This window comes from Acinetobacter sp. V104_13, from assembly GCF_031798995.1.
Lineage (GTDB): Bacteria > Pseudomonadota > Gammaproteobacteria > Pseudomonadales > Moraxellaceae > Acinetobacter > Acinetobacter pittii.
Genome location: NZ_JAVQNP010000008.1, coordinates 91,168 through 111,397, shown reverse-complemented (window position 1 = coordinate 111,397; position 20,230 = coordinate 91,168). Strand labels below are relative to the sequence as shown.

The following is a 20,230-nucleotide window of genomic DNA, read 5'->3' as shown; positions in this document are numbered from 1 at the left end:
CGACTATGGCTACAATTCATGTCGATGGAAAATCGTATGAAGTCAACGGCTCGGAAAACTTGCTACAAGCATGTTTGAGTCTGGGCATCGACATCCCATATTTTTGTTGGCATCCATCCTTAGGTTCGGTTGGTTCTTGCCGTCAATGTGCTGTTACGCAATATGCGAATCCAGAAGATACGCGTGGTCGTTTAGTCATGTCTTGCATGACTCCAGCATCTGACAATACCTATATCTCAATTGAAGACAAAGAAGCAACGGATTTCCGTGCATCTATTGTTGAATTTTTGATGACCAACCACCCACACGACTGTCCAGTTTGTGAAGAGGGTGGTCACTGTCATTTACAAGATATGACTGTAATGACGGGTCATGACCGTCGTCGCTACCGTTTTACAAAACGTACGCATTACAACCAAGAACTCGGCTCATTCATTGCGCATGAAATGAACCGCTGTATTGCTTGTTACCGTTGTGTTCGTTACTACAAAGACTATGCGGGCGGTACAGACTTTGGTGTGTATGCCAATGCATCTCGTGTTTACTTTGGTCGTCCAGAATCAGGTACTTTAGAATCTGAATTCTCTGGTAACTTGACTGAAGTATGTCCAACAGGTGTATTTACTGATAAGACTCATTCAGAGCGTTATAACCGTAAGTGGGATATGCAGTATGCACCAAGCGTGTGTCAAGGCTGTTCTTCTGGTTGTAACATTTCTCCGGGTGAACGTTATGGTGAAATCCGTCGTGTAGAAAACCGTTTTAATGGTTCGGTTAACCAGTACTTCCTTTGTGACAAAGGTCGTTTTGGCACAGGTTATGTAAACCGTGCAGACCGTCCACGTCAGCCTCAGTTCCGTAATGGTGAAACTGTTGCAACTGTTTCTGTCGACCAAGCTCTAGATCAAGCGATTGCTAAGCTTCAAGGCAAAAAAGTTTTGGGTATTGGTTCTCCTCGCGCAAGCTTGGAATCGAACTACGCATTACGTGAGCTTGTAGGTCAGGCAAATTATTCAACTGGTATTGCACAAAAAGAGCAAAAGCTTGTTGAACTTGCTGCATCTATCATGCAAACCGAGGGTATCTACAACCCGAATATGCGTGAAATTGAAAGCTATGATGCTGTTCTGATCTTAGGTGAAGACCTAACTCAAACTGCACCTCGCATGGCATTGTCTGTTCGCCAAGCCGCGAAAAACAAAGCACGCGAAATGGCTGCAAAAACACGTACACCAGATTGGTTAGCTGAGCCTGTACAACGTATTGGCCAAGAAGCAAAATCTCCGGTTTACATTTTAGCTGCAACTCAAACTCGTCTTGCTGACGTTGCAACTGGTGAAGTGGTTGCTTCTCCAAATGACATCGCACGTTTAGGCTTTGCAGTTGCTGCGGCAGTGAATGGTGAGGTTGTAAGTGGTTTAGATGAAGATGCAAAAGCATTTGCTCAAACCATTGCTGACACTCTAAAAGCAGCAAACAAACCATTAATTATTGCGGGTACAAGCTTGCAAGATGCTTCTATTATGGAAGCTGCAGCACAGTTGACTCAGAACTTAGGTTCTAAAGCTGGTTTAAGTCTTGTAGTTCCTGAAGTGAACTCTATGGGCTTGGCATTGTTCGGTGGTTTAAGCCTTGAACAAGCATTTGCTCAAGACTACGACACACTTGTTATTGTTGAAAATGACTTGTTCCGTCGCTTACCAGCTGCACAAGTACAAGCTGCATTAGATAAAGCTGAAACAGTAATTGTACTTGATCACAGTGAAACTGAAACTGTGAAACAAGCTGATGTCGTTCTTTCAGCAGCAAGCTTTGCAGAGGGTGATGGTACTGTTGTAAGCCAAGAAGGTCGTGCACAGCGTTTCTATCAAGTTTACGATCCAAGCTATTACAAACCTGAATATGCAATTAAAGAATCATGGCGTTGGTTACATGCCATTGAAACTGGCATTAAAGGTAAGGCTGTAGATTGGACATTGCTTGACGATGTAATTGAAAGCATCGTGAAAAATGTACCAGTACTTGAAGCTATCCAAGATGTTGCGCCTGATGCAGGTTATCGTGTACATGGCTTGAAAATCGCGCGTGAACCACGTCGTTATTCAGGTCGTACAGCAATGCGTGCGCCGTTATCGGTTCATGAGCCTAAACAGCCTACCGATCCAGATTCAGCATTAACATTCTCAATGGAAGGTTATGTTGGTCCGCAAAAAGCATCATCACTAGTACCATTTGCATGGGCTCCGGGTTGGAACTCTCCACAATCTTGGAATAAATACCAAGATGAAGTCGGTGGTCACTTAAAAGGTGGTGATTCTGGTGTTCGTTTATTCGATCGCTTGGCAAAACGTCCTGCACGTAGCTACGTTGCTCCAGTGCCAGTAGTGGCAAATCCTGAAAGTTTCCGCTTAGTTCCAATGCACCATATTTTTGGTTCTGGCGAATTCACCATTAAAACACCTGCAATGGAAACTCGTATTCCTGAAGCTGTGTTTGCAGTGGGCGAACAAGATGCAACTCGTTTGAACCTTCAAGAAGGTCAACGCATTACGGTAAAAGCAGGCGAAACGACTGTGAGCTTGCCAGTACAAGTAATTGAATATTTACCTACAGGTTATATTGGTTACCCAGTTGGTTTAGCACCAATGGTGTCACTAGCTGAGCCTGTTTCAGTGGCTTTAGGAGTGTAATTCATGAATCAAGAAATTATACGTCAAACGCCACTTTGGGCTGAGAACTGGCCGATTGCCTATGCTGTCGTTCAAGCAGTCGTAATTCTGCTTGTTGTTGTTTTAGTTGCAGCATTGATGTCTTTTATTGAGCGTCGTTTACTTGCTTGGTGGCAAGATCGTTATGGTCCAAACCGTGTTGGTCCTGGTGGTATGTTCCAGATCGTTGCCGACATGCTCAAGATCATGTTCAAAGAAGACTGGACACCAAAATTTGCTGACAAACTTACATTCCGTTTAGCACCAGCTGTTGCAATGGCAACAGCGGTTCTTTCGTTCATGGTAATCCCAGTGAGTCCTTCACTGGGTGTTGCCGACATGAGTATCGGTTTGTTGTTCTTCATGGCAATGGCTGGTATTGCTGTCTATGCAGTTTTATTTGGTGGCTGGGCTTCAAATAACAAATACTCATTGCTTGGTGGTTTACGTTCAGCAGCTCAAACCATTTCTTATGAAGTGTTCTTGGGTATTTCATTGATGGGTGTGGTTGCAATTGCAGGCTCATTTAACCTTCGTGAAATTGTTGAAGCACAACGCGATGTTTGGTTCGTTATTCCACAATTCTTAGGTTTCTTGATTTTTGTGGTTGCTGGTGTTGCGGTAACTCACCGTCATCCATTTGACCAACCAGAAGCAGAACAAGAATTGGCAGAAGGTTACCATGTTGAATATGGCGGTATGAAATGGGGTATGTTCTTCGTTGCTGAATATGTCAACGTAGTACTGATCTCTGCATTGATCGTGACTTTATTCTTTGGTGGCTGGTTAGCGCCATTCAATTTAGAAATTCCATTTGTTCCACCAGTATTCTGGTTTGTGATTAAAACAGCATTCTTTGTAATGATGTTTGTATTGGCACGTGGTTCTTTAATGCGTCCACGTTATGACCAAGTCATGAACTTTGGTTGGAAAATTTGTTTGCCATTGGCGTTGGTCAACTTGTTAGTGACTGGTGCTGTGATTCTGATGAATCAGGCCTAGGACAGCAGGGAGTACAAAATGTATAAATTTCTAGCTGGATTCGGATCAATTGTACGTACGTTACTCATGGTGTTTAGCCATGCAACGCGTAAACGTGACACGATTTTATATCCAGAAGTTCCGGCTGAACAGATTGTGCCGCCACGCTTTCGTGGTCGTATCGTATTAACGCGTGACCCTGATGGGGAAGAGCGTTGCGTAGCATGTAACCTATGTGCGGTTGCATGTCCGGTTGGCTGTATCTCACTACAAAAAGCAGAAACAGAAGATGGTCGTTGGTACCCGGAGTTTTTCCGTATCAACTTCTCACGTTGTATTTTCTGCGGTATGTGTGAAGAAGCTTGTCCAACAACTGCGATTCAGCTCACACCAGACTTCGAGTTAGGCGAATATGTACGTCAAGACCTTGTTTATGAGAAAGAAAACTTACTCATTTCAGGTCCAGGCAAATACCCAGATTACAACTTCTACCGTGTAACGGGTATGGCAATTAACGGTAAAGAGAAAGGTCAAGCACAAAAAGAAAGTGCACCAATCGATGTACGGAGTCTATTACCATGATGTGGCCGTTTTATTTGATGGCACTCGTGGCCATCGTTTCTACGGTTCGTGTAGTGACTAACACGAACCCTGTACACGCTCTACTTAGTCTAATTGTTTCATTGCTTGCTGTTGCTGGTATTTTCATGATCGTGGGGGCGCCTTTTGCAGGTGCTCTTGAAATCATCGTTTATGCCGGAGCAATTATGGTTCTGTTTGTCTTCGTGGTGATGATGCTTAACTTAGGTCAACACACCGTTGAACAAGAACGTAAATGGCTTTCTTCAGATGCTTGGGCATATCCAGCACTCATGAGTTTCTTGCTCGGCTTGCTTTTAGTTTGGATGCTGGGTGGTGAATACACCACTATTTCAGCGCCGCTTGGGGCACAAGTGATTGGACCAAAAGTAGTTGGTCAAGCACTCTTTACTCACTATTTATTATTGGTTGAAGTTGCCGCGATGTTATTGCTAGCAGCCCTTGTTGCAGCATATCACTTAGGTAAACGTGAACCAGGTGCAGAAGAGGAAAAAGAATAATGGGCCAGATTCCTTTAGAACATGGTTTGATTGTTGCAACCATCCTTTTTGCACTCGGTTTTTACGGTGTAATGGTGCGACGCAACCTATTATTTATGTTAATGAGCCTTGAGATCATGATGAATGCTGCAGCATTGGCATTTGTTCTCGCGGGTAGCGTATGGGCACAACCAGATGGACAAGTGATGTTCATTCTGATTTTGACCCTTGCAGCAGCAGAGGCATGTATCGGTCTTGCGATTGTCCTTCAGTTCTATCATCGCTTCCATCATTTGGATGTGGATGCTGCTAGTGAGATGCGCGGATGAGTTATTTATATTTAACAGTATTATTTCCGCTAATCGGTTTTATTTTATTGGCGGCAGGACGAGACAAACTCTCTGAAAATGTTGCAGCAGTTATTGGCGTAGGTTCTGTAGGTTTATCTGCATTATTTGCACTCATTGCTGGAATGGCATTTACCACGAGTGGTCAGCAAGTTTTCGTTCAAAACTTGTGGACATGGTTCAATGTTGGCGGTTTTGCTCCGGGCATTAGCTTACATTTAGATGGCTTATCTTTACTCATGATGGGCATGATCACGGGTGTTGGTTTCTTAATCCACATCTTTGCATCATGGTACATGCGTGGTGAAGAGGGCTATGCGCGTTTCTTCTCTTATTTCAACCTGTTTGTTGCAAGCATGCTTGTGCTTGTATTGGGTGACAACTTGGCGTTGTTATTCTTGGGTTGGGAAGGCGTAGGTCTTTGCTCTTACTTGCTAATCGGTTTCTATTATGCAAACCCTGCAAATGGTTGGGCTGCGATCAAAGCGTTTACAGTGACCCGCGTTGGTGACGTATTCTTGCTTATTGCTTTATTCTTGCTTTACCAACAATTTGGTACGCTGAATACTCAGTACATCGTTGAACACGCAGCAGAAGTAATGACGAAGAGTTCGTCACTTACAATCTGGACTGCATTAATGTTGTTCTTGGGTGCTGCTGGTAAGTCTGCTCAAATTCCATTGCAAACATGGTTGGCAGATGCGATGGCAGGTCCAACACCTGTTTCTGCATTAATCCACGCTGCAACAATGGTAACGGCTGGTGTGTACTTATGCTGCCGTCTATTCAGCGTATTCGAACTTGCTCCTGAAGTGATGCAATTCATTTCAGTAACTGGCGCGGTAACTTTGTTAGTTGCAGGTTTTGCTGCACTTGTACAAACAGACATCAAACGTATCTTGGCTTACTCAACAATGAGTCAGCTTGGCTATATGTTTATGGCTGTAGGTGCGGAAGCTTATCAAGCTGGCTTGTTCCACATGTTGGCTCACGCATTTTTTAAGGCATTATTATTCTTGTCTTCTGGTGCGGTTATTTTGGCTTATCACCACGAGCAAAATATTTTCAAAATGGGTGGTTTGTTCAAACGTAACAAATTCCTGTTTGCTTGTTTCGCGATTGGTGGCGGTGCATTAGCAGCGATTCCATTCTTGACTATTGGCTTCTTCTCTAAAGATGCGATTCTTGGTGAAGTTTGGGTACAAGGTCAATCAGTTGCTTTATATCACACCTTATATTGGGTGGGTGTAGCAGGTGCATTCCTGACTTCAATCTATACATTCCGTTTAATCTGGGTTGTATTCTTTGGTCAAGAAAACACGCCTTACCATGAGATTAAAGGTGCAACTTACTGGGCTCCATTGGGTATTTTAGCTGTATTGTCTACTTTTGTTGGTGCGGTATTAAAAGCACCGGTAGCAGGTATTCTGAATACTGCAAAAATCCCTGAATTCCATGTCGCTGAACAATTTGTAGAGGGCATGCATGGGGCAGAGCACTTAGCAGTAGGTATTGCACTAGTTGGTCTAGTTGTTGGTATAGCATTATTTACATTTGCTTATGGTGCAGTGAAATCATTCGCTCAAACAAGTTTGGGTTCAGGTTTGGCACATATTTGCCGTACCGCTTTTGGTTTTGATGCATTGTATGACATCGTTTTTGTTAAACCTTATTTATTCTTCGCCAAAATCTTTGGCCGTGATCCGATTGACGGTTTGTGGTTAGTTCTTCCTGCACTCGTGAAAGGCGGAAATAGTTTTACAAGCTCACGTCAAACAGGTTCATTGCGTGAATACGCATCAAGCATGTCACTCGGTGTAGTGGTGTTATTGATGATCTTGATCGTTATTCAGGTAGTGGGGAAATAAAATGGAAAACAATTTAATTTTACCCGCGCTGATCCTTGTTCCGTTCATTGCCGGTTTTATTTGTTGGTTAGTCGATAAGCTCGACAAAACTTTGCCACGCTGGATTGCCTTAATTGGTATGCTCATTACTTTGGGCTTAGGTCTTGCACTTTGGCAAAGTGGAACTTATAGCTACGAGTTGGGTTCTAAAATCCCAACTTGGTCTGCTGAGTTCTATTTACCGTGGATTCAATCACTCGGTATTGGCATTCACTTAGCTGTGGATGGCTTATCTTTACTCATGGTGTTATTAACAGCGTTACTTGGTGTACTTGCTGTTGGTTGTTCATGGGGTGAGATTCAAAAGAACGTTGGTTTCTTCCACTTAAACCTATTATGGAGTTTAGGTGGCGTTATCGGTGTATTCTTAGCGATTGACTTGTTCTTGTTCTTCTTCTTCTGGGAGATGATGCTTGTACCAATCTACTTCTTGATTGCGTTATGGGGTCATAAAGGTTCAAACGGTCGTTCACGTGTTTACGCTGCTACTAAGTTCTTCCTTTACACGCAGATTGCCGGTCTAGTGATGCTAATCGGTATCCTAGGTCTTGTAGTTTATGGCTACATGATGACCGGAATGATCGGTTTCGATTACAACTATTTATTAGCTGTAGCTAACCACTTACCTGCAGGCTTAGCGTACGGTTTCATGATCTGTTTCTTCATCGGTTTTGCGGTGAAGTTACCAGTATTCCCATTACACGGTTGGTTGCCAGATGCGCATGCTCAAGCTCCTACAGCAGGTTCTGTAGACTTAGCAGGTATCTTGATTAAAACAGCTGCGTATGGCTTGCTTCGTTTTGTTATTCCATTCTTCCCGACAGCTTCTGCACAGTTTGCAGACATTGCGATTATTTTCGGTTTGATTGGTATTTTCTACGGCGCATGGTGTGCTTACCAGCAAACTGACATGAAACGTTTACTTGCGTATACGTCGATTTCACACATGGGCTTTATCTTACTTGCAATCTATGCAGGTAATATTTTGACCTTCCAAGGTCTAATGATCATGATGTTGGCACATGGTTTGTCATCAGCTGCATTGTTCATTATGTCTGGTCAAATCTACGAACGTTTACATACACGTGATTTACGTTTAATGGGTGGTCTTCGTGGCCAGCTTCAGTACTTGCCATTTTTCTTGATGTTCTTCGTTGCTGCTCTTGTAGGTGTACCAGGTTTAGGTAACTTTATTGGTGAATTCCTGATTTTGATGGGTTCATTTAATAAATATCCTGTCTTCACGATTCTTGCTTCTATCAGCCTTGTATTTGCAGGTTTATATGGCTTGATCTTGATTCACCGTGCTTTATTTGGTGAACCAAATCCTGAACAAAAGCAACATTACACTAGTCCATTGAAAGACTTATCTGCTCGTGAAGTTGGTATTTTGATGATTTGTGCGATTGGTCTCGTTTGGCTTGGTATCTACCCACAAACATTCTTGGATGTATCTCATTCAAGCATGCAGTGGTTGGTCAATAGTTATGTGCCAGTACAAGAAGTCGTTGAAACTGTTCAGCAAACAGCTACTCAACTTGACCATGTGGAGATCCAATAATCATGAACTTCACAGTATCATTCTCTACGCTTATGCCTTTAGCTCCGGTGATGATTGTTGCTTTGACAACAATCGTCGTCATGCTGTTAATTTCAATTAAGCGTAATCATAATTTAATCGCAACAGCTTCTGTTGTCGGTTTAAACCTTGCTGCACTTTATATTTTATTTGCAGTATTTGGCGGTAAGTTTGTACCGGCAAATGTGATGGGCATGTTTATGGTTGATCCATTTACCATGTTCTATCAATTTATGATTTTGATTGCGGCATTGGCATGTTGTACTTTGTCTCATGCTTACATCGAAACTTATAAAGACAACCGCGAAGAGTTATATCTTTTGTTACTTGCTTCAGTAGCAGGTGCAATGTTGATGGTTGCAAGCTCTCACTATGCGTCGTTCTTCATTAGCCTTGAGTTAATGTCGATTCCTGTATATGGCTTACTTGCTTATACTTATCAACGTAGTAACTCACTTGAAGCGGGTATTAAATATCTTGTACTTTCAGCGACAGCTTCTGCAATGTTGTTGATGGGTATGGCATATATCTATGCATATACAGGTTCGCTTTCATTCTATGATTCTGTACAGGCATTATTTGAAGCAATCAAACAGCCAATGGTGTTATTAGGTTTAGCACTTATTATCTTTGCTGTTGCATTTAAATTATCGCTTGCGCCGTTCCATAAATGGACACCGGATGTATATGCAGGTGCACCAGCGCCAATGGCAACTTTCTTAGCGACTGCTGCTAAAGTTGCAACAATTGGTTTGTTCGTACGCTATATGCTTGCTTCAGGTGCAATGATGGTGAACTCGTTAGTAACTATTTTGACGATCATTGCTGTATTGTCGATTTTAGTTGGTAACTTACTCGCTGTTCGTCAAGTTAACTTAAAACGTATTCTTGGTTATTCATCTATTGCTCACTTTGGTTATTTGTTAATTGCTTTAATTAGCATGACTTATGCGAGCTTGGGTAGCGTAACTGTATATGTGGTGTCTTATGTATTAACAACTATTGGTGCCTTTGGTGCAGTAGCGTTAATGTCTAGCCCATATAACAACGTAGATGAAGCACAAAGCCTTGCAGACTACCGTGGTTTGTTCTGGCGTCGTCCAGTACTTACAGCAACTTTAACAGTCATGATGTTATCTTTGGCTGGTATTCCATTAACAGCAGGCTTCATTGGTAAGTTCTTGGTGGTAATGGCTGCTGTAACAACTCAACACTGGTTCTTAGCTGCAATGATTATTGTGGGTAGTGGTATCGGTTTGTACTATTACTTACGTGTGATGGTTGTAATGTATATGACACCACCGGAAACTCCTCGTATTGATGCAGATGCTCATTGGGGACAAAAAGTGGGTGGTTTAATGGTATTAGCTGCTGCTGCATTAGTTATTATTTTGGGTGTTTACCCAGATCCAATGATTAATTTGGCATTAAAAGCAGAAATTTTATCTCCATTACATTTCATGCTTTCACAACAGTAATTCTGGTGTACAAAAAAGCCTCCAAATCTGGAGGCTTTTTTTTATTGAGCGTTAAAAAAAGATTATAATAAATACGTTTTTATATTTTTAGGTAACATCTGTGGCCATTCAAGAAATTCGTCACCCACTTATTCGTCATAAATTAGGCTTGTTACGCCGTGCTGACATCAGTACTAAGAATTTCCGTGAGCTTGCTCAGGAAGTGACTATGTTGTTGACTTATGAAGCAACAAAAGATTTACCAGTTGTGGATTGTGAAATTGATGGATGGGCTGGAACTGTTACTACTCAGCGTATTGCTGGTAAAAAAATAACGATTGTACCGATTTTACGTGCCGGAATTGGTATGTTAGATGGTGTACTTAATCTAATTCCAAGCGCAAAAGTGAGTGTTTTAGGTCTTGAGCGTAATGAAGAAACTTTAGAAGTTCGCACGTATTATAAAAAATTAGTTCCGGATGTGGCTAATCGTCTTGCGATGATTATTGACCCAATGTTAGCAACGGGTAATTCGTTAGTTGCTGCTATTGATGTGTTAAAGGCAAGTGGTTGTAAAGATATCCGTGTTATGGTGTTGGTTGCTGCACCTGAAGGCGTTGCTAAAGTTGAAGCGGCTCATCCAGATGTGCAAATTTATACGGCATCTATTGATAATGGCTTAAATGAACAAGGTTATATTGTTCCTGGCTTGGGTGATGCTGGCGATAAAATTTTTGGTAGTGTACAAAAAGATTAATTTTTTGAAATAGCATTAAAAAGAGACTTCATTCAACCGTATAATTTTAAAAACGGGATCGTGAGTCTCTTTTTTATTTATTGCAACAACTGGATTGGAAAAGTAGGGGAAAGATCATGAAGCAAGAGTTTTATACTGGATGGGTAAAACAATATAACGCTGATAAAGGGTTTGGTTTTATTGAAACTAGTGAAGGTGATATTTTCTTTCATATTTCTGATTTCCCTGCATCAGAGGGCGAACCGAAAAGAAATGAAAAAGTAAGATTTCTTGCCGCAGATAATCAGGGCAAGTTTAAAGCGATCAAAATTGAGCGTGTTGACCCAAATCCTGCGAAAACCAAGAAAAACAAAATTGCAGATCACAATAAAGCGATCACGAGTGAGTTATTGTCAAATTTCCGACGTTAATAATGAGCTAAATGTAATACATTAAAAACACTTAAGTAATGTATGTATCAGACAAGTGTTTTGATGCGTTCAGAAAGATTAAGTGATTTAGAATTAAGGGAGATATTAATTTCCCTTAATTTTCTTAAAAATGAATAATAAAATCAAGAATGGGGAAATATGGTTCAACGGGGAAAAATTAAACGCAGTAAATTCAAGCTTAGTTCACGTGAATATATCAGTATATTTATTGTTGGCATCTTGGTTATTGTTGCGTGTGTGACTTTTATAGTATTGCACTATCGTCAACAGGCTCAGCAGCGTGCATCACATGAAAAAGTGCAATTATTAATACAGCAACAGAAGCAGATTATTAAGGAACAGCGTGCAGCTTTGGGTAAATTGCCAGATATTCAACTTTCTGAGAAAACGAAAAAGGCTTTAGCATTTACTCCTCAAACAGTTGCCTCTCAAACAGCCCCAGAACGAGTAAATGATAAAACAACATCTTTTCATTGTGATGGGCGTGAGTATTGTACGCAAATGCATTCTTTAGAAGAGGCACGTTGGTTTGTAAGAAATTGCCCGAACACTAAAATGGATGGTAATCATGACGGTGAGCCGTGTGAAAATGACTCACGATGGCATTAGAAAATCAGGTTTTAAACCTGATCTTCACAGAATTGTAAGAATGCTTTGAGGCCTGGACCTTGATACTTTTGACGGTGTACCAGCATATAAAGCGGACGCGTAAGCTGCCAGAATGGTGTATCTAAAATTACTAATTGTCCCTTTTCAATTAAAGGTTCAATGGCAAGTTTAGAAATACATGACATACCTAAACCACCAGCAACGATTTTTAAAATTGCTTCATTGTGACCTAGGGTTAAGCGAATATTCGCGTCTGGCAGATCTTGCAATATCGCATTATCAAATACTTCACGAGTCCCTGAGCCTTCTTCACGTAAAATCCATTCGACTTGAAGAAAATCATGCGCTGTTAGAGGTCTATTTAAACGTGCTAACGGGTGATTTGGGGCACAGCAAACCGCAAGCTCATCATCACGCCAATGAATACATTGGAGTTGAGGTAAATGACATGATCCCTCAATTAAAGCTAAATCAAGTTGGAATTGATTGACTGCTTCAATCATTTGGCGTGTATTGCCCACTTGTAATTGCAAATGTGCTTTAGGATGATGCTGTAAAAAGTTTGCCATTAAATCTGGCATGAGGTAATCACTAATCGTTAAAGTGGCCCCAATACGTAAATCAATACTTTGCAATTCACCTTTTGCAGCTTGCTCAAAAGCTTCACAGCGACCTAATATCTCTAAGGCTTGTGGCAATAGAAAACGACCTAAATCATTAAGTTGTAATCGTTTACCTAAACGATCAAAGAGAGGAGCACCAAGGCCATCCTCTAAATCAGCTAAAGCCATACTTGCTGCACTTTGCGTCAGTCTGACCGCATCGCTGGCTTTGGTGACAGTTCCTTCTTGAGCGACTGCTACAAAAACAGCCAACTGGCGTAATGTCATGCGCATGTTTAAAAAGCCTTAACGTTTAAAAGTATTCATTATTTCGGCTGTCATGCTAACATGAGCGCACTATTTCATGCCACGTTGAAATCATGTCAATTGAAAAATTTAGCGTAGAAAAAGTTTTATCTGTACACCGCTGGACTCCAACTCTTTTTAGTTTCACCATGACTCGCCCTGCACATTTTAAATTTACTGCTGGGCAATTCGCACGTATTGGGCTAAAAGTTGGAGAGGAACTCGTTGTTCGTGCTTATTCTGTAGTCTCATCACCATTTGATGAAACGCTTGAGTTTTTTTCGATTGTGGTACCAGACGGTGCATTTACGTCAAATCTTCAACATTTAAAGGTAGGAGATGAGCTTTATTTAGAAAAAATACCTTATGGTTATTTGACTTTAGCTCGCTATCAACAACCTTTACCCCATGATTTATGGTTATTGGCAACGGGTACAGGATTAGCTCCATTTTTATCGATGTTACAAGACTTCGATACATGGTCTAAATATCAAAAAATTAATTTGGTCTACAGTGTCCGTACCGCAGCTGAGTTAGCTTACGTTGATCGTATTCAAGAGATTGCTGAAACTTTTGGTGAAGGACATAACGGATTTAAATTTATTCCGATTATTACTAGAGATCCATCTGCGCCATTGCATGATCGTTTGCCGATTCTGATTGAAAATAGTGAATTAGAAAAATCTGCTGGTATAGAGCTGAATCCTGCCACAAGCCACGTCATGCTTTGCGGAAATCCGCAAATGGTAGATGACACTAAAGAGGCTTTAAAGCGCCGTGGTTTGACGATGAATCGTCGAGGTGAGGGAAATATTGCGGTAGAAAATTACTGGTAATAAATCTTATTTTGAAAGTACTTTGAAATTAATTTTATGGATATGTTTATTAGTGGACAAACATATCCATAAATTCGCGAATTTCTGAAATTGCGCTATCTACATCGGTTGAAAGCCAAGTTGGCTCAAAGATACCTGCATAATGTTCCAAACGATCTTGTGGAACGACTAAGCGAACAGGACAGTCTTCTTCTAGTAAGCGCCATGGTAAAATAGGAACATCATTGTCTAGAAAAATGTTGATATTACGAATATCAACAATCATGGCATTAATGCAGTCAGGAAATGGCATGACGGAAAATTCTTCAGTACGGCGACGAAAATACTCTAAATCACCCCATTTGAGTTCATAACTTGGTTTATTAAATTCAATAATACCAATGAGATGTTCGTCTCTCGTCTGATGTATATAACATTGATGTGTGACGTCAGTGTCGAGATCAAGTGTTACGTTTTGCTGACGATACATCATAAAATAGAGCAGCTTTAAAACAAGGGGGCTTATTATAGCCTATTTTATAAAAAGTAAGCGCTAAAACATATTGTATTACAAATAGAACCTTAAAGAAGCTCGAGCATAATTCATCATTATTTTTAAATGGCTAAATATTTTTGCCTAAATTTTATACTGTTTTTATTATTTTAATAGTAGAGTTTTGCAAACACAGACACCTTAGCATAATGCTTTTTCACACAATGCAACAAACCAAATTGCTATGATGATTATAAAGTTAATGATAAAAGAAGAGGGGAAAGAAGATGCATGATTTTTCAAAACCACCTCATGTGACGAGTCCTGAAGAAACTGCGAAAAAAAGAAGATTGCCAGTTTACATTTTAATTATTGTTGGGCTTTTTCTTATTGCACTGATCGTCTACATGGTTGCTGATCACAGCAAAACACCTAAAGAAGAAGCCGCTTTTCAACATGAGGCCACACCACATGTCATTAAGAGCACTTCAGATTTGAATATTTATAAAGGGTAATAAGCTAAACAGTATATCTTTATAAAAAGCCTTTAGGACGTGACCTGAAGGCTTTTTTTGCAACCTTTTGCATCAATTTGTTGTATTTATGCAGAACTGTGTTGATTAGAAAATATTCAAAACATAAGGTGAGATAGACCGCATTCATCGTCATTTTTAACAACGAAAAGTGTTTTCACTATTGATAGCACTGAAAAGAACATAACAATTGAGGACATAACAATATGAATGAATTTTTTGATGGGCCTCGCGGCGCTCAGTTTGATGCGATGTATTACTGGGATCAGTTTCATCCTATTTTAGCTGCAATCGTCATCTTACTGGTTGGCTGGATAATCGCTTTATTAGTTGCGGCAGGTGTAAAAAAACTTCTGCAAAAAGTAAATACCAATGCAAAATTATCTTCAGCAACTGGGCGTGCTCCAAACATAGAAGGTCTTATTTCAAAAGTCGTATTCTGGTTTATTCTAATCTTAGCTGTGGTCGCAGCTCTCAATGTACTTAACATTAGTGGAGTAAGTGGCCCGTTCAGTAATATGGTGAATCAGGTACTCGTCTATATTCCAAATATTATTGCTGCTGTTGTGGTGGGTTTTATTGGTTGGATCGTTGCTCGACTGGTGCGAGCGGGGGTGACCAATGTTTTATCCCGAACTCAACTCGATGATAAGTTAAGCAGTGAAGTGGGTGTAGGTGGAATTAGCCAGAATATTGGTGAAATTCTTTACTGGCTTGTATTGTTACTTTTCCTTCCGATTGTTCTTTCAATACTAGGATTAACAGGCTTACTGATTCCAGTTCAAAATATGGTAAATGATGCTGTAGCATTCTTACCAAATATCTTTATTGCTGGTGTTATCGTTTTTGTTGGTTATATCTTGGCAAAAATTGTACGCGGTATTGTTGAAGGTTTAGTAAATAGCTTAGGTGTTCAGGCTCAAGCTGAAAAAATTGGTCTTTTCAAAAGCTCTAACGTAGGCAAATTCTTAGGTTCGTTTGTTTTCGCAATCATCATTATTACCACATTGATTGTGGCGTTTGAAGCTTTAGGTATTGAAACAATTTCTCAGCCAGCAACAGCAATGCTTAATGAAATCTTGCAGGCGATTCCAAACATTATTGCTGCTGGTTTAATTCTACTAGTTGCTTATATTGTTTCTCGTTTTGTTGGCCGCTTAGTAGCCGAATTAATTGCAGGTACTGGTGTTGATGAAATTCCTGCAAAGTTAGATGTACAACGCTTTTTAGGTCAAACTAAAGTTTCTAATGCAGTTGGCTGGTTAATTGTATTCTTTACTATGCTATTTGCAGTTTCTGAAGCTGCGGATCGTCTTGGTTTCGATCAAATTAGTGGTCTAATTGCAATGTTTATCCATTTCGGTGCAAACATTCTATTGGGCGCTGTAATCTTGGTTATTGGTTTCTGGCTTGCCAATGTTGTGGCGAACGTGGTTCAACGCGGCGAATATAATAGCTCGCGTTGGTTAGGTAGTTTAGTTCGTGTGTTAATTATTGGTCTTGTACTTGCGCTTGGTTTAAGAGCGATGGGTATTGCAGATTCGATCGTTAACCTTGCATTTGGTTTGACTCTAGGCGCAGTTGCAGTTGCTTTCGCTCTTGCATTTGGTTTGGGTGGTCGCCAACCAGCAGAAAGACTGTTGAGTGATTTGTTAGATAAAGCTAAAAAAGAAGCTAATGAACCAAATCCTCTGTATCAACCGCCTTCTACTACGACCACAAGCAGTCCATCTACTGGTAGCTCATCTGCAACTACGAGTTCGTCAACATCTACAGTTGCACCAACGACTACAACCTCACCATCAACGGTTTCATCTGATGCAAAACCTGCTGATTCTGCACAAGTAAATCCAGCAGAACCACCAGTAAATAAACCGTTTGGATCTACTGGAGAAAATGACGAAATTTAGTAAGTAAAACTAATTTTCAGATAAACCGTACAAAAAATCTTTGATTTTTGTGATAAGTTCGACCACTCTATATTGAGTGGTCGTTCTTTTTAGACGTTATAAAAACAAATAAGTGAGGAAAATACGATGAAGAAACCAGGTCGTTTTTTAGCACCGATTGTCATTGCGGGAATTACGGTAGGTTTTTTAGCAAGTGCTTATAAATTTGTGTTTAATAAATCTAATTCATCAAAACAGGCAATAACTCATACACGTAATTCTGAAAAATCATCAAATGATTCGAAAGCCTCAAATTAGCTTATTGATCATTTAAACGTATTGTGCTGCTGCATAAGCAGAAGACCAAGCCCATTGGAAGTTATAACCTCCTAAATGGCCAGTCACATCAAGTACTTCCCCAATAAAAAACAGTCCTTTCTGCTTTTTACTTTCCATGGTTTTGGAAGATACTTCACTTGTATCAACTCCGCCTAAAGTAACTTCGGCAGTACGATAGCCTTCTGTGCCTGATGGTTTGACGGTAAAACCATGTAGTTGCTCGGCAATATGACCTAGCTGTGCATCACTGATATTACCAATCGCTGTCTCGCTCTGCTCTGCCCATATAAGTTGTTGTAACTCTTGTACAATACTTTTTGCCGTAAATTCATTCAGAAGAGTACGCAATAAAACTTTAGGTTGGGCTTTCTTTTTGTCTTTTAAATAATTTGCTAAATCTTGGCTCGGGAAAAAGTCAATTTTAAAACTTTCACCAGTATTCCAATAGTTTGAAAGCTGTAAAGAACTTGGACCACTCAAACCACGATGCGTAAACAATAATGCTTCAGTAAAGCTATTCTTCGAGTTACTTAGAGTCACATCTAAAGCATTACCACTTAGGCGTGTAGTGACTTCTTTAATATGATCTGAAAAAGTAAATGGGACTAAACCTGCGCGAGTTGGGAAAACCGTATGTCCAAATTTTTGTGCCAGTTCATAGCCAAATCCAGAACCACCCAAAGTTGGAATGGATAAACCACCTGTAGCAACCACTAATGACTCACAGCTAAATCGGCCTTGGTTTGTGTGTACAGTAAAACCGCCTTTTTCTAATGGGTCAATCTGTACAGCTTCACATTGAGTTTGGATATCAACATTATTGGTTTTATTACATTCACTCACTAGCATCTCTAGAATTTCTTTAGCGCCGTTTAGCGTGAATAATTGCCCGTGTTTTCGTTCTTCATAAGCAATTTTATAATCACATACCAAACCGATAAAGTCCCAGTTGCTATAGCGTGATAGGGCAGAAATAACGAAGTGTGGATTATGAGAAATATAGTTGTCAGGCTCTACATACAGGTTGGTAAAGTTACACTTGCCACCGCCCGACATTAAAATCTTTTTACCAATTTTATTGGCTTTTTCTAAAATTAAAACCGAGCGCCCTCGTTTAGCAGCATGTGCAGCCAACATGAGTCCAGAAGCACCTGCACCTAAGACAATGACATCAACATGACTGTTAGACATAAGAGATTCTCGATTAATCGTGAAAATTTAAAAGGGGCATATACTATCATGCCGAGCCTTAGTCATGCTAAAGACATTTACTGCTATGCGGAGTAATGTGCACTAAAAACTAATTAGTTATTGATGTGTTTTATTTCTTATATCTGCCTGTAAACCACCTGAATGGATTGCCAGAATGCGAGTTCCCTCAGCAAAGTAATTATTCTTTATAAGATCAAACAGACCAAACATCATCTTTCCTGTATAGATCGGTTCAAGTGGTACCGCATGTTGCTCTTCAAAACTTTCTATAAATGCCAATAACTCGGGTGAAGTTTTTGCATACCCACCACAGCAGTATGCATCTGTCACAGACCAGTTCTGTTTTTTGGTCCACTGCTGAATTTCTTGTTGTAAAAAATCACCTTTTAAAGCCGAAAATCCTAAAACCTTTTGATGAGATGCACTCCGTTCAATGAGCCCCGAAATCGTTCCACCAGTTCCGACTGCACAGCAAATCACATCATATTGATTTAAATCGCTTTGACTGAGAATTTCCTGACAACCTTGAACTGCTAATTCATTGGTGCCGCCTTCGGGAATAATGAAAGTTTCAGGAAATTGATGCTGTAATTGTTGAAGATAATTTGCCTCATCTTTCAAGCGATATTCATTGCGTGAGACAAAATGTAGATGCATTCCTAAACTTTGAGCTTTTGCTAAGGTTGGATTCAGAGGTTTGTCAGCTAACTCTTCACCACGAATAATTCCAATACTTCTTAAGCCAAAAAGATGAGCGGCATAGGCAGTCGCGGCAATATGGTTGGAATAAGCGCCACCAAAAGTCAAAATGCTCGATAAACCTTGTTGTTTTGCGACAAACAGATTGTATTTTAGTTTGAAAAATTTATTGCCCGAAATTTGAGGATGAACTAGATCTAACCGCTTAATGTCGAGATGAACTAAAGAGGGGAGTTCAATATGCTGATAGGAAACAGGTTGGGCAATGTGATCAAACATTAGAAATTGAGAAAAATAATGATTGATCACATTGTAGCTTTTTAAATAGAGCTTTAAAAAGCTGTTTACGAACTTGTATCGACAGAAGTAATCACTGACATGCCAGGGCGTAAGTGTTCCATTCCTTCTTGATTTGGATCAATGGTAATGCGTACGGCAATTCTTTGAACGACTTTGGTAAAGTTTCCTGTTGCATTGTCAGGCTTTAATACACTGAACTCAGAACCCGCAGCAGGTGAGATCTGTTCAACATGTCCTGTAAATTTTTTATGTTTCATAGCGTCGACTGTAAACCATGCTTTTTGGCCAATCCGCATATTGGCAATTTGGGTTTCTTTAAAGTTGGCAATCACCCAAGTTTGCTGTGGAATCAGATAGAGTAATTGGGACCCTGCTGCTACATATTGCCCAACACGAGGGTTCACCTCACCAAGTTGCCCATCCATTGGAGCAACAATGACACTGTAGTCTTTGGTAGTTTGTGCCTGATCTAGTTGTGCCTTAGCACTTGAGACTTGTGCTTCTAAGCCAGCTTCTGCAACCTGCGCCGTTTTAAGTGCTTCTTTGGCAACTAAAACATTGGCTTCTGCCTGCTTCAGTGCTGCAAGGTTATTTTCAGCATCTGCTGCGGCTTTATCCTGCTCAGATTTAGAGGCTGCGCCACTATTTCCTAACTGTTGATAGCGTCTAAGCTGTGCTAAAGAAAGTTCATATTGAGCTTTAACTTGTTCAACTTTAGCCTGTGCAGCCACAATATCAGCTTGTTTTTGAGCAATAGACTGTGTCTGATTGGCTAAAGTATTTTTAGCTTGTTCAACTCCAGAAGCCGCTTGCGTTACTTTTTGGTCGTAGGTGGTTGCATCAATATGCATTAATACTTGACCCTTTTTAACGTGGTCAAAGTCCTTAACTAATACATCTTTAACATAGCCATTAATTTGCGACGATAAAATCGTTGTTTTACCTTTAACATAACTATTGTCAGTTTGCTGAACACTCGTTGCGAAGGGTCCGATTCTCCATGCCCACAAAATCACTAAAATACCGACAATGAGCACAACTAGCATCCATAATAAAGTTGAGCGTTTTGTTGGAATCAGTTTGCTCGCAGGTGCCGGTTCGTTAGATGGAGCGGGAGCTGCTTGAGGTGGAGCTTGTTCCGGTTTGTTTTGATCATCTGACATATATCAATCTCAATTTCTATTTCA

The 20,230-nt window shown here is 40.3% G+C and carries 20 protein-coding genes; 15 read left to right on the top strand and 5 right to left on the bottom strand.

The window, feature by feature from the left end:
* Window positions 1-5: 5 nt before the first annotated feature.
* The 11 genes from nuoG (at window position 6) to RMB06_RS01005 (ending at window position 11,855) form a co-directional block, all read left to right on the top strand.
* On the top strand, window positions 6-2,690 hold the full coding sequence (nuoG, locus tag RMB06_RS01055; protein WP_311077875.1) for an NADH-quinone oxidoreductase subunit NuoG: 2,685 nt from the start codon (window positions 6-8) through the stop codon (window positions 2,688-2,690).
* Window positions 2,691-2,693: 3 nt separating this feature from the next.
* Window positions 2,694-3,710, top strand: coding sequence for an NADH-quinone oxidoreductase subunit NuoH (gene nuoH / locus RMB06_RS01050; RefSeq protein ID WP_004703499.1), 1,017 nt, complete (start codon window positions 2,694-2,696; stop codon window positions 3,708-3,710).
* A gap of 18 nt (window positions 3,711-3,728) precedes the next feature.
* Window positions 3,729-4,271: an NADH-quinone oxidoreductase subunit NuoI gene (gene nuoI, locus RMB06_RS01045; protein ID WP_002120012.1), complete on the top strand. Its 543-nt coding sequence runs from the start codon at window positions 3,729-3,731 to the stop codon at window positions 4,269-4,271.
* Window positions 4,271-4,789 carry an NADH-quinone oxidoreductase subunit J gene (gene nuoJ / locus RMB06_RS01040; protein ID WP_014205902.1) on the top strand — a complete coding sequence of 173 codons (519 nt, stop codon included), beginning with the start codon at window positions 4,271-4,273 and terminating at the stop codon, window positions 4,787-4,789. Before nuoI ends, nuoJ begins: the two co-directional genes overlap by 1 nt.
* Complete coding sequence (gene nuoK / locus RMB06_RS01035) at window positions 4,789-5,097, top strand: NADH-quinone oxidoreductase subunit NuoK (RefSeq protein WP_000529822.1); 309 nt, start codon at window positions 4,789-4,791, stop codon at window positions 5,095-5,097. The genes nuoJ and nuoK overlap by 1 nt, the downstream gene beginning before the upstream one ends.
* Window positions 5,094-6,983, top strand: coding sequence for an NADH-quinone oxidoreductase subunit L (gene nuoL, locus RMB06_RS01030; RefSeq protein ID WP_002120008.1), 1,890 nt, complete (start codon window positions 5,094-5,096; stop codon window positions 6,981-6,983). Before nuoK ends, nuoL begins: the two co-directional genes overlap by 4 nt.
* A gap of 1 nt (window position 6,984) precedes the next feature.
* Window positions 6,985-8,583: an NADH-quinone oxidoreductase subunit M gene (gene nuoM / locus RMB06_RS01025; protein ID WP_002120006.1), complete on the top strand. Its 1,599-nt coding sequence runs from the start codon at window positions 6,985-6,987 to the stop codon at window positions 8,581-8,583.
* A gap of 2 nt (window positions 8,584-8,585) precedes the next feature.
* Window positions 8,586-10,079, top strand: coding sequence for an NADH-quinone oxidoreductase subunit NuoN (gene nuoN / locus RMB06_RS01020; protein ID WP_002120035.1), 1,494 nt, complete (start codon window positions 8,586-8,588; stop codon window positions 10,077-10,079).
* A 100-nt stretch (window positions 10,080-10,179) separates the two neighbouring features.
* Entirely contained in the window at window positions 10,180-10,815 is a 636-nt protein-coding gene (upp, locus tag RMB06_RS01015) for a uracil phosphoribosyltransferase (RefSeq protein WP_002120045.1), read from the top strand.
* Between the two features lie 116 nt (window positions 10,816-10,931).
* A complete protein-coding gene (locus tag RMB06_RS01010; RefSeq protein ID WP_005071069.1) occupies window positions 10,932-11,225 on the top strand; it encodes a cold shock domain-containing protein in 294 nt (97 codons plus the stop codon).
* A gap of 159 nt (window positions 11,226-11,384) precedes the next feature.
* Window positions 11,385-11,855 carry an excalibur calcium-binding domain-containing protein gene (locus RMB06_RS01005; RefSeq protein WP_171545251.1) on the top strand — a complete coding sequence of 157 codons (471 nt, stop codon included), beginning with the start codon at window positions 11,385-11,387 and terminating at the stop codon, window positions 11,853-11,855.
* Window positions 11,856-11,866: 11 nt separating this feature from the next.
* Here RMB06_RS01005 and gigC read toward each other — a convergent pair whose 3' ends face one another.
* Window positions 11,867-12,751, bottom strand: a complete 885-nt coding sequence (gene gigC / locus RMB06_RS01000) for a LysR family transcriptional regulator GigC (protein WP_002120024.1) — start codon at window positions 12,749-12,751, stop codon at window positions 11,867-11,869.
* An 86-nt stretch (window positions 12,752-12,837) separates the two neighbouring features.
* Here gigC and RMB06_RS00995 point away from each other — a divergent pair, with 86 nt between their 5' ends.
* Entirely contained in the window at window positions 12,838-13,599 is a 762-nt protein-coding gene (locus RMB06_RS00995) for a ferredoxin--NADP reductase (RefSeq protein ID WP_032056923.1), read from the top strand.
* A 49-nt stretch (window positions 13,600-13,648) separates the two neighbouring features.
* Here the strand turns inward: RMB06_RS00995 and RMB06_RS00990 are convergent, their stop codons facing one another.
* Window positions 13,649-14,068 carry a hypothetical protein gene (locus RMB06_RS00990; RefSeq protein ID WP_311077894.1) on the bottom strand — a complete coding sequence of 140 codons (420 nt, stop codon included), beginning with the start codon at window positions 14,066-14,068 and terminating at the stop codon, window positions 13,649-13,651.
* A 290-nt stretch (window positions 14,069-14,358) separates the two neighbouring features.
* On the opposite strand from RMB06_RS00990, the gene RMB06_RS00985 reads away from it, so the two are divergent.
* From RMB06_RS00985 to RMB06_RS00975, 3 genes are all read left to right on the top strand, one after another.
* The gene (locus tag RMB06_RS00985; RefSeq protein WP_005803268.1) at window positions 14,359-14,586 is read left to right on the top strand and encodes a hypothetical protein; all 228 of its coding nucleotides are present in this window, start codon (window positions 14,359-14,361) and stop codon (window positions 14,584-14,586) included.
* A gap of 224 nt (window positions 14,587-14,810) precedes the next feature.
* Window positions 14,811-16,514 (top strand): mechanosensitive ion channel, encoded by a 1,704-nt coding sequence (locus RMB06_RS00980; RefSeq protein WP_039756257.1) that lies wholly within the window; start codon window positions 14,811-14,813, stop codon window positions 16,512-16,514.
* Between the two features lie 126 nt (window positions 16,515-16,640).
* Entirely contained in the window at window positions 16,641-16,811 is a 171-nt protein-coding gene (locus RMB06_RS00975; RefSeq protein WP_081313732.1) for a hypothetical protein, read from the top strand.
* Between the two features lie 12 nt (window positions 16,812-16,823).
* On the opposite strand, the gene RMB06_RS00970 is transcribed toward RMB06_RS00975, so the two are convergent.
* The 3 genes from RMB06_RS00970 to RMB06_RS00960 all read right to left on the bottom strand — a co-directional run bounded on the left by RMB06_RS00970 (window position 16,824) and on the right by RMB06_RS00960 (window position 20,206).
* A complete protein-coding gene (locus RMB06_RS00970; RefSeq protein ID WP_311077862.1) occupies window positions 16,824-18,023 on the bottom strand; it encodes an NAD(P)/FAD-dependent oxidoreductase in 1,200 nt (399 codons plus the stop codon).
* Window positions 18,024-18,140: 117 nt separating this feature from the next.
* Window positions 18,141-19,022, bottom strand: a complete 882-nt coding sequence (locus tag RMB06_RS00965; protein ID WP_311077861.1) for a pyridoxal-phosphate dependent enzyme — start codon at window positions 19,020-19,022, stop codon at window positions 18,141-18,143.
* Window positions 19,023-19,087: 65 nt separating this feature from the next.
* Window positions 19,088-20,206, bottom strand: coding sequence for an HlyD family secretion protein (locus RMB06_RS00960; RefSeq protein ID WP_068613122.1), 1,119 nt, complete (start codon window positions 20,204-20,206; stop codon window positions 19,088-19,090).
* Window positions 20,207-20,230: the final 24 nt, after the last annotated feature.

Bases quoted from the DNA above. Each gene is read 5' to 3' on its own strand.
- RMB06_RS01005 (WP_171545251.1), top strand. From the start codon at position 11,385: ATGGTTCAACGGGGAAAAATTAAACGCAGTAAATTCAAGCTTAGTTCA.
- nuoI (WP_002120012.1), top strand. From the start codon at position 3,729: ATGTATAAATTTCTAGCTGGATTCGGATCAATTGTACGTACGTTACTC.
- RMB06_RS00980 (WP_039756257.1), top strand. From the start codon at position 14,811: ATGAATGAATTTTTTGATGGGCCTCGCGGCGCTCAGTTTGATGCGATG.
- nuoH (WP_004703499.1), top strand. From the start codon at position 2,694: ATGAATCAAGAAATTATACGTCAAACGCCACTTTGGGCTGAGAACTGG.
- nuoM (WP_002120006.1), top strand. From the start codon at position 6,985: ATGGAAAACAATTTAATTTTACCCGCGCTGATCCTTGTTCCGTTCATT.
- RMB06_RS00970 (WP_311077862.1), bottom strand. From the start codon at position 18,023: ATGTCTAACAGTCATGTTGATGTCATTGTCTTAGGTGCAGGTGCTTCT.
- RMB06_RS00985 (WP_005803268.1), top strand. From the start codon at position 14,359: ATGCATGATTTTTCAAAACCACCTCATGTGACGAGTCCTGAAGAAACT.
- RMB06_RS00995 (WP_032056923.1), top strand. From the start codon at position 12,838: ATGTCAATTGAAAAATTTAGCGTAGAAAAAGTTTTATCTGTACACCGC.
- RMB06_RS00960 (WP_068613122.1), bottom strand. From the start codon at position 20,206: ATGTCAGATGATCAAAACAAACCGGAACAAGCTCCACCTCAAGCAGCT.
- RMB06_RS00975 (WP_081313732.1), top strand. From the start codon at position 16,641: ATGAAGAAACCAGGTCGTTTTTTAGCACCGATTGTCATTGCGGGAATT.
- nuoK (WP_000529822.1), top strand. From the start codon at position 4,789: ATGGGCCAGATTCCTTTAGAACATGGTTTGATTGTTGCAACCATCCTT.
- nuoG (WP_311077875.1), top strand. From the start codon at position 6: ATGGCTACAATTCATGTCGATGGAAAATCGTATGAAGTCAACGGCTCG.
- gigC (WP_002120024.1), bottom strand. From the start codon at position 12,751: ATGCGCATGACATTACGCCAGTTGGCTGTTTTTGTAGCAGTCGCTCAA.
- RMB06_RS01010 (WP_005071069.1), top strand. From the start codon at position 10,932: ATGAAGCAAGAGTTTTATACTGGATGGGTAAAACAATATAACGCTGAT.
- RMB06_RS00965 (WP_311077861.1), bottom strand. From the start codon at position 19,022: ATGTTTGATCACATTGCCCAACCTGTTTCCTATCAGCATATTGAACTC.
- nuoJ (WP_014205902.1), top strand. From the start codon at position 4,271: ATGTGGCCGTTTTATTTGATGGCACTCGTGGCCATCGTTTCTACGGTT.
- nuoN (WP_002120035.1), top strand. From the start codon at position 8,586: ATGAACTTCACAGTATCATTCTCTACGCTTATGCCTTTAGCTCCGGTG.
- RMB06_RS00990 (WP_311077894.1), bottom strand. From the start codon at position 14,068: ATGTATCGTCAGCAAAACGTAACACTTGATCTCGACACTGACGTCACA.
- nuoL (WP_002120008.1), top strand. From the start codon at position 5,094: ATGAGTTATTTATATTTAACAGTATTATTTCCGCTAATCGGTTTTATT.